Source organism: Bradyrhizobium yuanmingense, from assembly GCF_025200905.1.
Taxonomy (GTDB): Bacteria; Pseudomonadota; Alphaproteobacteria; order Rhizobiales; family Xanthobacteraceae; genus Bradyrhizobium; species Bradyrhizobium yuanmingense.
In genome coordinates, this window is record NZ_CP104173.1 from 1,835,641 (window position 1) to 1,846,527 (window position 10,887).

Annotated in this window: 14 protein-coding genes; 8 read left to right on the top strand and 6 right to left on the bottom strand. The window is 64.5% G+C overall.

Features of this window, described 5'->3' with window-relative positions:
• Positions 1–19: 19 nt before the first annotated feature.
• The 4 genes from cbbX (at position 20) to N2605_RS08610 (ending at position 4,149) form a co-directional block, all read left to right on the top strand.
• On the top strand, positions 20–952 hold the full coding sequence (cbbX, locus tag N2605_RS08595) for a CbbX protein (RefSeq protein ID WP_260346291.1): 933 nt from the start codon (positions 20–22) through the stop codon (positions 950–952).
• A complete protein-coding gene (rpe, locus tag N2605_RS08600) occupies positions 949–1,686 on the top strand; it encodes a ribulose-phosphate 3-epimerase (protein WP_260346292.1) in 738 nt (245 codons plus the stop codon). The genes cbbX and rpe overlap by 4 nt, the downstream gene beginning before the upstream one ends.
• 252 nt (positions 1,687–1,938) lie before the next feature.
• Entirely contained in the window at positions 1,939–3,768 is a 1,830-nt protein-coding gene (locus tag N2605_RS08605; protein WP_260346293.1) for a putative bifunctional diguanylate cyclase/phosphodiesterase, read from the top strand.
• Positions 3,769–3,936: 168 nt separating this feature from the next.
• The gene (locus tag N2605_RS08610; RefSeq protein ID WP_036003891.1) at positions 3,937–4,149 is read left to right on the top strand and encodes a hypothetical protein; all 213 of its coding nucleotides are present in this window, start codon (positions 3,937–3,939) and stop codon (positions 4,147–4,149) included.
• An 18-nt stretch (positions 4,150–4,167) separates the two neighbouring features.
• Here the strand turns inward: N2605_RS08610 and N2605_RS08615 are convergent, their stop codons facing one another.
• Positions 4,168–4,992 carry a universal stress protein gene (locus tag N2605_RS08615; RefSeq protein WP_260346294.1) on the bottom strand — a complete coding sequence of 275 codons (825 nt, stop codon included), beginning with the start codon at positions 4,990–4,992 and terminating at the stop codon, positions 4,168–4,170.
• A gap of 205 nt (positions 4,993–5,197) precedes the next feature.
• On the opposite strand from N2605_RS08615, the gene N2605_RS08620 reads away from it, so the two are divergent.
• A complete protein-coding gene (locus tag N2605_RS08620) occupies positions 5,198–6,751 on the top strand; it encodes a Do family serine endopeptidase (RefSeq protein WP_260346295.1) in 1,554 nt (517 codons plus the stop codon).
• A gap of 270 nt (positions 6,752–7,021) precedes the next feature.
• Entirely contained in the window at positions 7,022–7,384 is a 363-nt protein-coding gene (locus tag N2605_RS08625) for a hypothetical protein (protein WP_036003965.1), read from the top strand.
• A gap of 6 nt (positions 7,385–7,390) precedes the next feature.
• Here N2605_RS08625 and N2605_RS08630 read toward each other — a convergent pair whose 3' ends face one another.
• Both N2605_RS08630 and N2605_RS08635 read right to left on the bottom strand, forming a co-directional pair.
• Complete coding sequence (locus tag N2605_RS08630) at positions 7,391–7,708, bottom strand: DUF6496 domain-containing protein (protein WP_036003905.1); 318 nt, start codon at positions 7,706–7,708, stop codon at positions 7,391–7,393.
• Between the two features lie 90 nt (positions 7,709–7,798).
• On the bottom strand, positions 7,799–7,993 hold the full coding sequence (locus N2605_RS08635) for a DUF3072 domain-containing protein (protein WP_057026883.1): 195 nt from the start codon (positions 7,991–7,993) through the stop codon (positions 7,799–7,801).
• Between the two features lie 115 nt (positions 7,994–8,108).
• On the opposite strand from N2605_RS08635, the gene N2605_RS08640 reads away from it, so the two are divergent.
• Positions 8,109–8,330 carry a hypothetical protein gene (locus N2605_RS08640; protein ID WP_036003912.1) on the top strand — a complete coding sequence of 74 codons (222 nt, stop codon included), beginning with the start codon at positions 8,109–8,111 and terminating at the stop codon, positions 8,328–8,330.
• A 96-nt stretch (positions 8,331–8,426) separates the two neighbouring features.
• Here N2605_RS08640 and N2605_RS08645 read toward each other — a convergent pair whose 3' ends face one another.
• Positions 8,427–8,669, bottom strand: coding sequence for a hypothetical protein (locus tag N2605_RS08645; protein ID WP_036003915.1), 243 nt, complete (start codon positions 8,667–8,669; stop codon positions 8,427–8,429).
• A 95-nt stretch (positions 8,670–8,764) separates the two neighbouring features.
• A complete protein-coding gene (locus N2605_RS08650; RefSeq protein ID WP_036029986.1) occupies positions 8,765–9,022 on the bottom strand; it encodes a hypothetical protein in 258 nt (85 codons plus the stop codon).
• 152 nt (positions 9,023–9,174) lie between these two features.
• Here N2605_RS08650 and N2605_RS08655 point away from each other — a divergent pair, with 152 nt between their 5' ends.
• Positions 9,175–9,396, top strand: coding sequence for a hypothetical protein (locus N2605_RS08655; RefSeq protein WP_036029983.1), 222 nt, complete (start codon positions 9,175–9,177; stop codon positions 9,394–9,396).
• Here the strand turns inward: N2605_RS08655 and N2605_RS08660 are convergent.
• Positions 9,393–10,880, bottom strand: a complete 1,488-nt coding sequence (locus tag N2605_RS08660) for an HWE histidine kinase domain-containing protein (protein WP_036003924.1) — start codon at positions 10,878–10,880, stop codon at positions 9,393–9,395. The genes N2605_RS08655 and N2605_RS08660 overlap by 4 nt on opposite strands.
• Positions 10,881–10,887 lie beyond the last annotated feature (7 nt).

Sequence of the window (10,887 nt, forward strand, 5' to 3'; positions counted from 1 at the left end):
CTTTTCTTCGAGGGTAGCCATGCTCGATGTCCCCCACGCAACCACGACCGAACACAGCGAGACCCATTTCGATCTCCGCAAGGAGGCTGAAGCGGCCGGGATCACCGAGACGCTTCAACAGCTCGATCAGGAGCTGATCGGACTCAAGCCGGTCAAGAACCGCGTGCGCCAGATCGCCTCGCTGCTGCTGATCGAGCGCATCCGGCAGCGTGCCGGCCTCGCCTCCGCGCCGCCGACGCTGCACATGTCGTTCACCGGCAATCCTGGAACAGGCAAGACCACCGTCGCGCTGCGCATGGCCAGGATCCTGCACGGGCTCGGCTTCGTGCGGCGCGGGCAGGTGATCTCGGTGACGCGCGACGATCTCGTCGGCCAGTATATCGGCCACACCGCGCCGAAGACCAAGGAGATACTGAAAAAGGCGATGGGCGGCGTGCTGTTCATCGACGAGGCCTATTACCTGCATCGTCCCGACAACGAGCGCGACTATGGTCAGGAATCGATCGAGATCCTGCTCCAGGTGATGGAGAACCAGCGCGAGGACCTCGTCGTGATCCTCGCCGGCTATGGCGAGCGGATGACGAAATTCTTCGCCTCCAATCCCGGCTTCCGCTCGCGCATCGCCCACCACATCGAATTCCCTGACTATGCAGAGGCCGAGCTGCTCGTCATAGCCGAGCTGATGCTGAAGGAGCGCGGCTATCGCTTGTCGGCCGCGGCGCGCGAGGCGTTCGAGAAATACATCGCGCTGCGTCGGACCCAGCCGTTCTTCTCCAACGCGCGCTCGATCCGCAACGCCGTCGACCGCATCCGCCTGCGGCAGGCCGATCGGCTGGTGTCCGATCTCGATCGCATGCTCGATGTCGCCGACCTCGAAACCATCGATGCCATGGACGTCTTGGCGAGCCGAGTCTTCAGCGGCGGTGCGGATGCGCGGAGTGCAGTGCCATGACGAAGGAGATCATGATCGCTCCATCGATCCTCGCCGCGGATTTCGCGCGTCTCGGCGAGGAGGTCGCCGCGATCGACGCCGCTGGGGCCGACTGGATCCATTGCGACGTCATGGACGGACACTTCGTGCCGAACATCAGTTTCGGTGCCGACGTCATCAAGGCGGTCCGCCCCTATTCGAAGAAGCCGTTCGACGTGCATTTGATGATCGCGCCGACAGATCCCTATCTCGAGGCGTTCGCAAAGGCCGGAGCGGACATCATCACGGTGCACGCCGAAGCGGGGGCGCATCTCGACCGCTCGCTCCAGGCGATCCGCTCGCTTGGCAGCAAGGCTGGCGTCAGCCTTTGTCCATCGACGCCGGATGCGGTGATCGAGTATGTGCTCGATCGGATCGATCTCGTGCTGGTGATGACGGTCAATCCGGGCTTTGGCGGCCAATCCTTCATCGCATCGCAGATCGACAAGATCAGGCGGATCAGGACCATGATCGGCGGGCGGCCGATCCGGCTCGAGGTCGACGGCGGTGTCACGCGCGACAATGCCGCGGCCGTGGCTGCAGCGGGTGCCGACACGCTGGTCGCGGGCTCCGCCGTGTTTCGCGGCAAGAGCGCTGGCGAATATGCCGCCAATATCGCGGCTATTCGCATCGCCGCGGAGACCGGCCGGGTTCCGAAGCTGCAAGATAGTTCCGCGCCCGCGAAGCGGGCCGAAGAAAGTGCGCTTATCCGGTAGATTACGGATCAGCCCACCGCCGTGGCTCCGGTGTGTCAAGGCGCGCCACTTTCTCCGGATCTCTACGGAGCATGCCTTCCAAATCGATCGGCTCATTCAGGCCGGGGTAACCAACGCACCGGAGAAGGACAATGGATTAACGACCGCGCAATGCCAAGCGTCTCAATCTGTGGTTTAGGGACGCTATGAGAGCGCGGATGCGTAACGACGGAAACTGCGGCATGAAGCCCGCACGCGGCGCAAAGTGATGGCATGAGCATGCATCGCCTGTTCGCCGAGCAGCTCCGCTGCGCCACCGATGCCACCGGACAGGTCGATCTCGTCAAGCTGGGCAAGTTCGTCAGCGCGGCTTACGAGGCCGGTGATCGCGAGCGTCAGCGGATGATCGAAGTACGCGCGCAAACGCGCGACGAGGTCGAGCAGGATCTGCTGCGGACCCGCGAGTTCCTCGACACAATCATCGAAAACATTCCGAGTTCGCGCTACATCCTGCTCAACCGCGCCGGAGAAGACTATTACGGCATGCCGCGCGAACAGATGCTGGGCCGAACGCCCGAGCAGATCTTCCCGGCTGACGTGGCCCGCGTGGTCAACGAGCAGGATAGACGCGTCGCGGCCAGCGGCATGCCGATGGTTCTGGAGGAGCATTTGCTCGAAGTCGGCGTCAAGGGCCGCGACCGGGTCGTCAATTCACGCAAGATGCTGGTCACGGATGGCAACGGGGATCCGCAATATCTGGTCGGCGTGATCGAGGATGTCACGGAGCGTGTCACCACCCGGCAGCGGATCAGCCATCTTGCGCATCATGATGCGCTCACGGACCTGCCGAACCGCAGCGCCTTCAACGCGGCGCTCGACGAACGGCTGGAGCGGGCGCAGGAGGCATCGACCAGTTTCGCTGTGCTGAGCCTCGATCTCGACCGCTTCAAGGAGGTCAACGACGTGTTCGGTCACCCCGTCGGCGACATGCTGATGCGGGCGGCCGCCGACCGGCTTGCCGCGGAAGCCGAAGGCGCCTTCGTCGCCCGGATCGGCGGCGACGAGTTCATGATCCTGATGCCCGACAACGCCAGCCGTGAGGACGTTCTGGCGCTGGCCGAACGCCTGGTCGAGACGATCGGCAAGGAGCTCGAGGTCGACGACTATCTCTCCCACGTGGGCCTCAGCGTCGGCATCGCGTTCTATCCCGACGATGGCGTGAACGCGGCGACGCTGCTCGCCAATGCCGACTCGGCTCTCTACCGCGCCAAGCGCGAGGGCAGGAGCCGGGTCCGCTGCTTCGAATCCGAGATGGACCAGGAGCTGCGCGATCGCAGGCTGTTGCAGCACGACCTGCGGCAGGCGCTGGAGCAGAACCAGCTCCTCGTCTATTTCCAGCCGCAGGCGCGGGTGGATGGCGAGGTCATCGGCTTCGAGGCGCTGCTGCGATGGAATCACCCGACGCGGGGCTTCGTGCCGCCGGACCAGTTCATTCCGCTCGCCGAGGAGAACGGGCTGATCGTCGAGATCGGTGAATGGGTGCTGCGCGAGGCGTGCCGCGAGGCGGCATCCTGGCCGCGGCCGTTGCAGGTCGCGGTCAATCTGTCGCCGGTCCAATTCCAGGCGGGCGATCTCGAGCGCTCGACCCACCAGATCCTGTTGGAGACGGGGCTGACGCCGACGCGGCTCGAGGTCGAGATCACCGAGGGCGTGCTGATCGGCGATTTCACCCGCGCGCTCAACCTGCTGCGGCGGCTGAAGGCGCTCGGCATCCGCATCGCCATGGATGATTTCGGCACCGGCTATTCCTCGCTGTCCTATCTGCAGTCGTTCCCGTTCGACAAGATCAAGATCGACCGCAGTTTCATCTCCAACCTGGAGGCGACGCCGCAATCGGCCGAGATTGTCCGCGCCGTCCTGAGCCTGGCGCACGCGCTGAAGATCCCGGTCATTGCCGAGGGGGTGGAGACGGAAGCCCAACGTGCCTTCTTGGCCCGCGAGGCCTGCGAGGAGATGCAAGGCTATCTCGTCGGCCGTCCCGACTTGATCGAGCGTTATCTCGACCTGGTGGGCGTCGCCGTGGAGCGCCGCCTCTACGCCTAGCACTAGGCACAGAGTTCCGAGCGGACGTTTGGAACTAAAATCCTTACCGGCACTTCTCGAAAATTAACTTGGTTCAGGCGCGTTGAGCGCGCAGCAAATGTTTTGCATAAACGCCATCGGCCTGACGCAAATCAGGGCAATAAGCCGGTGAACGCGAGGGAGGGTCTCATGGAGAACGTACGTCGCTACCGGGCGCTGGCGTCCCTCTGCCGTCAGCAGGCGGCCTACCGGCCGCTCCAGAACTGGGAACTCCTCGGCCAAGCCGAACATTTCGAACATCTTGCCGAAATCGAGCTCAAGGCGCACTTCGACGCGTGCAATGTGCACCGCGACAAGGACGCCGCCGCGCCCACGACATGGGAAGCTCCCGTCGCGGCGTGACGGCGCCAGGCCGGCGCGTCAATGCGACATCAGCGTCGGGACCGTCATGGCTTCCAGCATGGCGCGGGTGACGCCCCCGAGAAAGCGTTCCTGCAACCGCGAATGGCCGTAGCCGCCCATCACCAGAAGATCGAGACTCTCGTCGGCCGCCAGCGACAGAATGATCGGCTGAATGTCGGCGCGCGTGGCGGTCAGGCTGACGGTGCGGGTGGACAATCCGCGCCGGCCGAGATGTCTGGCCAAGCCGCTCGCTGAAGCTTCGCTGGAGACGTCGTCGGTCTCGTTGACGGTGATGATCACGATCTCTTCGGCGCGCGCCAGGAACGGAGCTGCGTCGCGCATGGCGCGGGCGGCAACGCGACTGCCGTCCCAGCAGATGCCGATCCGCTTCGCCTTGAAGGCTCCCCGGAAGGTGTAGGGCAGGAACAGCACCGGGCCGCCCGCGCGGAACAGGATCTCGCTCGGCATGTCGTTGTCGAACGAGCCTTGCGCCGGATCGGGCTGGAGCACGACGCTGAGGTCGTGCAGCCGTGCCATCTCGCCGAGCGAGCCGGCGGCATCTGCCGGGATCGCGCCGAGTGCGTGGCAGGTATAGGAGATGCCGGCGTTCGCCGCCTCGCTCTTGAATACCGCGAGCGCCGCCTCGGCCCGCTCGCGCTCCAGCTCGAACACGGCCGCCACCGCCGCGCCGCCTTCCATGACGTAAGCCGTACTGGTGGCGACATAGCCGACCGCGACCGCGTCGAGATGCGCGTTGAGCTTCGCCGCGAGCGAGACCGAGCCCTCGATCGCGGGACGCATGGGACGTTCGGTGGGGATGTGGACGAGAATGTCTTTGTACATGGCGCGCCTCCGCTGAGCATCATCCGAGGGTCGCAGTTTTTCACTGCGCGAAGGCGGCGCGTTGAGCTGTATCAAACGTCCGGATTGCCTGCTGCGACCGCTCATCCATTCTTTGCCGAGATTTAATCGGACGGACGGGACGCCGTAAGGTGGCAGCGACCATGTTGCGGGCAAGGCGACACCTGCTCAACATGGACATTTCGACATGAACGATCGCGTCAATTCCGACATCACCACGTCTCGCAAGATCTTGCGGCCGCGGCGGCTCGCGCTGCTCGGCACCGTGGCCGCGCTGGGCGTGGCCGCCCTGGCAGTTGCGCCAGGCGCCTCGCCGTACGGCATCAACTCCTTGATTGCGCCGGCTCAGGCGGCCGAAGCCGCCGCGACGCCGCCCGGCTTCGGCGATCTCGTTAGCAGGGTCAAACCCGCTGTGATCTCGGTGCGGGTCAAAATCGATCAGGACAACGACAAGAGCGCGATGCTGCAGCAGAACCGGATGGATTCGGACGAGGACACGCCGTTCGACCAGTTCTCGCGACAGTTCGGTTTCCGCTTCCCGGGCGGCGCGAACGGCATGCCGCGCCAGCGCCACCAGATGATCACGGGCGAAGGCTCCGGCTTTTTCATCTCCGCCGACGGCTATGCCGTGACCAACAATCACGTCGTCGATCGCGCCGAGTCCGTGCAGGTGACGATGGACGACGGCACGACCTACACCGCGAAAGTGGTCGGCACCGATCCGAAGACCGATCTCGCGCTGATCAAGGTCGACGGCAAGAAGGACTTTCCGTTCGTCAAGTTCTCCGACCAGAAGCCGCGCATTGGCGACTGGGTGGTCGCGGTCGGCAATCCCTTCGGTCTTGGCGGCACCGTGACCGCCGGCATCGTCTCGGCCAGCGGCCGCGACATCGGCAACGGTCCCTATGACGACTTCATCCAGATCGACGCGCCGATCAACAAGGGTAATTCCGGCGGTCCGGCCTTCGACATGAACGGCAACGTGATCGGCGTGAACACTGCGATCTTCTCGCCCTCGGGCGGCTCGGTCGGAATCGGCTTCGATATCCCGGCCTCGACCGCCAAGCTCGTCGTCGCGCAATTGAAGGACAAAGGCGCGGTCACCCGGGGCTGGCTCGGCGTGCAGGTGCAGCCGGTGACATCGGATATTGCCGACAGCCTCGGGCTCAAGGAGGCGCGCGGCGCGATCGTCGACAATCCGCAGGATGGCAGCCCGGCGGCGAAGGCCGGCATCCAGGCGGGCGATGTCATCACCGCCGTCAACGGCACCACGATCAAGGACTCCCGCGACCTCGCCCGCACCATCGCCGGCTTGACGCCGGGCACGTCCGTGAAGCTCGATGTCTTCCGCAAGGGCGACAGCAAGACGGTGACGCTGGCGCTCGGCGAGTTGCCGAACGAGCGGCAGGCCAAGGGCAATGGCAGTGGCAATGCCGACGAGGGCAGCGGACAGCCGGGTGTCGGCACGCCGCGCCTCGGCCTCAGCCTGGCGCCCGCCGGTGACGTTCAGGGCGCAGGCCAGAACGGCGTCGTCGTCACCGAGGTTGATCCGCAAGGCCCGGCCGCGCAACGCGGCATCCGGACCGGCGACGTCATCCTCAATGTCGGCGGCAAGGCTGTCAGCAATGTCGGCGAGGTGCGCTCCGAGCTGGCGCAGGCCAAATCGTCGGGCAAGCGCAGCGTGCTGCTTCAGGTCAGAAGCGCGGAGGCCACCCGCTTCGTTGCGGTGCCACTCGCATAACGTCAACTCGACCCTTACCAATCCAGGAAGGCGGCCTTCGGGCCGCCTTTTGCACACACGTCACGTCCGCACCAGGCCGGTCACATTCTCGTTAACGGCAGGGATGATGACCTGGTGCGTCCGAAAAAGCCGTGTTCGCTGATCACACTCGCAGGGCGCCTCGGTGCTCTGCGCCAACGTCGCCGCTGAGAGAAGGTTGCAAGCGTGGAACTTCGAGCCTCCCGGCGCTTTGTGGAACTCGCCGGTGGTTCACAAGTGATCGGTGCCGACATGGATCGATTGAAGCTCTCGCTCAGGAGTGCGCTGCTCGTGGCGCCATTGGTGCTCTCGGGGGGAAACGCGCTCGGGCGCGACGACGGCCGCTACGCGAATTCTCCTCTGAAGCCATGGTTCGACAGTTTGCGCAGCCATCTCGGTCCGTGCTGCTCGGACGCGGACGGTTTCGCCCTTGCCGATCTCGACTGGGAGTCGCACAACGGGCGCTACCGTGTCCGCATCGACGGACAGTGGATCGATGTGCCGGATGAGGCCGTCATCACCGAGCCCAACCGGGCCGGCCGCACGATGGTGTGGCCGGTCAAGACTGCGTTCGGGATTTCGATCCGCTGCTTCATGCCGGGGAGCATGATCTGAGGCGGGTCAGCGCGACCGCTTGGATTTGCGCTTCGATGATTTCTTGTTCGACGATTTCTTGGACGACGTCCCGGACGTTTTCTTGGATGCTTTCTTGGACGTCTTCTTGGCGCTCTTGCGCTTCGAAGCCTTCTTCGGGACCTTCTTGCCCTTCTTGCGTGCCTTCGACAGTCCGATCGCGATGGCCTGCTTGCGGTTCTTGACGCGGCCGCCGCGCCCGCCACGGCCGCTCTTCGCGGTGCCCTTCTTGTAACGCCGCATCTCGGTGGCGACATCGCTTCCCGAGCTGCGTGAGTAGCGGCGCTTTTTTGCCTTGCGTGCCATGCATATTCTCCCTCGGCGGGGAGAACCATTCTGCACAGCCATGGTTCCGGGAGCGTGGAACGGCGCATGCCTAAAGCGCGATGCGATGCTCTAGAAGGAGTTTGCCAGCTCGATCTCCGCTTCCAGCACCTGGATGCGCCGGGCGGCCTCGCTGAAGGACAGATCCCGCGCATATTGGCCGGGCTGGTAGGCCTCTTCGCTGAGCCGCTTCAGCTTGAGGCCCTGCGCCCGCGTCATCTGCTCGCCCAGGAAAAATCTGGCGTCGTATTTACCTTGAACCTGCATCTGGCGTCTCCGTCCTGAAATCGTGACTTGACTATATGTTCTTATTTTGTTCTAACAAGGCATGGACAACAGAATTAATGAAATTCGACGTAAAATCAGAGCCTTGAGGCTTGAGATGGCCGACGTCGAGGCGTCGGTGCGCGACCTCGTCGAGCGCGATCACGACTGCACGGAAAGAGCCCTGGCGCAGATGGACTTGCGCCGGAAGATCAATCTCTTGATCGCCGAATGGAAGGCTGCCGGCGGCAGCGACGTACTGCCGAACGTCCGCGACCGGGTGCGGCTTCGTGCCGTGAAGACAGGCGGCAACTCCGCGCGCGCAGCCGAGCGCCGCTGAGATCCTTGGCGCCGGATACTGAAGGCCGAGTGCCGAACCAAAGATAGAAGACAAAGGGCTCCGCAATGCGGAGCCCTTCATGATTCCAGGGAGCGCCTATTTGGTGTCGGTCATGCCGCCCTTGTTGGTCATGGTGCCGCCCTGATCAGAGCCGGGACCGGCGCCGCCTTGGCCGGACGGATCAGCGCCCTTGGAGGACTTGGTGTTGGCGCCGGTGGTCTGTGCCGACGACATCGAGGATCCATGCTTAGTCTTGTGCGATTTGGCCTGGGCGGCAAACGGCGCGGCGGCAAGGCCGGTTGCCAATATTACGGCGAGAGCGAGCTTGGTCGTCTTCACGCGGGGAAACTCCCTGAGTTAAATTGACGCAGGCACAAACCGCGCGTCGCGGCAGGGAGTTCCCGGCGAAGTATCTTCCGTGCGTCACCCACGCTTCAAGTTTGCTTGTCCTCGGCCAGGATGAACACGGCGCCGGTGAGCGTCGCGCCGATCGCGAAGGTCGTCACCAAGGTGAGGGCGAAGACCATCGCGGCCTGGCTTCCGCCATTGTTCAGCAGGTTGGCGACGGCTGGATTGGACAGGACGAGCGTGAGGCTGAAAATGAGGCCGAGCGCTGCGCCCATCATTGCATGCGTCATCAGCTTGATAAGGCCGCTGGCAGAGATCAGCTCAGACGACTTCTTGGTGCGCATGGGACGGCATCCCGAACTGCCACGCCAACGCGCATGTGATCGCCGGGTTCCGTTCCGCTGAAGGAATTGTTACCGCCCGTTTCATCCGGCGTTCATGCCGGGCTTGCCAAGATGGGCGCCAGCAAAACGGGAACATCGACGGGAACATCGATATGGGTAAGGTCGTCTTTCTTTACCGCTCGCTGGCCTATCGCAACGCGGCCGCGGACATCCTGCGCAAGGCGCGCAAGCTTCCGCTTGGCGCGGAGCGAAGCGCGGCCCGCCGCTACGCGAGGGCGCTGCGCGATCTCGCCCGAACGGAAGCTTGGCTCGAAGGGCGCGTCGCGCGCGAACCACGCACGGCGCAGCGCATGAGCAGCGCAGCGTCAGGTTAACCGGATGCGCGTTGCAATTCGGCAGCGCCGGCGGTGTCGAACTTGCTTGGTGCAGCCGCCGCGGTCTTGCGTGTCAACGGCACCTCAAGACGGCACAGCAGGCCCTCGGCGCGCCAATCGAACTGCGCCTGTCCGCCAAGCTGGGACTCGATGCTCGCAAGCAGGCTTCGCGTGCCGAAGCCGCGCGATTTCGGGGTCTTGACCAGGGGACCGCCGGATTCCTCCCAGCTCAGCGTGAGCAGCTCCTCGTCGACCTGCCAATCGATCGCGAGCCGCCCCGCTCGCGTGGATAGCGCGCCGTACTTTGCCGAGTTGGTGAAGAGCTCGTGCAGTGCGAGCGCCAGCGTCTGGGCCGTCGCCGGCAGCAACTGAACTTCGGGCCCTGCCAATTTGATCTGGTCGCCCAGCGAGTAGGGCGCAAGCTCCTCGTCGATCAGCCTGGAGAGCTCGGCGCCTTGCCAGCTCGACAGCGACAGGATGGTGTGCACGCGCGCCAGCGCATTGATGCGCCCCTCGACGGCGTTGACATAGGCCTTGACCTCGTCGGCCCGGGTGAGGCGCACGATCGACTGCGCCAGCGCCAGCGCGTTCTTCGCGCGATGATCGACTTCCCGCGCCAGCAGGTTCTGCCGCTCCTCGGCGCGCTTGCGCTCGGTGATGTCGACGGTCACGCCGCTGACGCGCACCACGCGCCCGCTCTCGTCCGTGGTTGCGGCCGCCGTGCCGACGCACCAGCGCACCTCGCCGTCGGGCCGGATGATGCGGAACTCCGTCTCATAGGCGCGTGTGCCCTTGTTGAACTCGGCGATCGCCTTGCGCAACTGGTCGACGTCGTCGGGGTGCAGCAGGGCCTGAACGTTGGCCGGATTGATCTCGAAATTGTCGGGGCTGACGCCGAAGATATTGTATTGCCCCTCGTCCCACATCCAATCGCCGCTGATCCAGTCCCAGTCCCAGGACCCCATCTTGCCTGCCGCGATCGCCATGCTGCGCCGCTGCTCGCTCTCGCGCAGCTTCGCGGTGGAAGCCTCCAGTTCCGCGGTGCGGGCGCGGACGCGATCCTCGAGCTCGTGGTTCAGCCGTTCGAGCTCGCGCGTCTTGCGGTAGAGCTCGGCAAACACCTTGATCTTGGCGCGCAGTACCTCCGGCACGACCGGAACCGGCACGTAATCGACCGCGCCCATCTCGTAGCCGCGCAGCCGGTCGATGTCGCTGACCTGGATCGCCGAGATGAAGATCATGGCGGTCTTCTGAAAGCGCGGATGCTCGCGGATCATCGCGGCGAGCTCGAAGCCGTCGAGCTCGGGCATGCAGACGTCGACCAGGATCACCGCGATCTCGGTCTTGAGCAGCACCTCCAACGCCTCGCGGCCCGAGGAGGCGATGACGAGGTTCTCGCCGAGATCCTTCAGGATCACCTCATAGGCGAGCAGCTTGGCCGGCTGATCGTCGACGAGCAGGATGTTGACCTTTTCCTGATCCATACGCGGG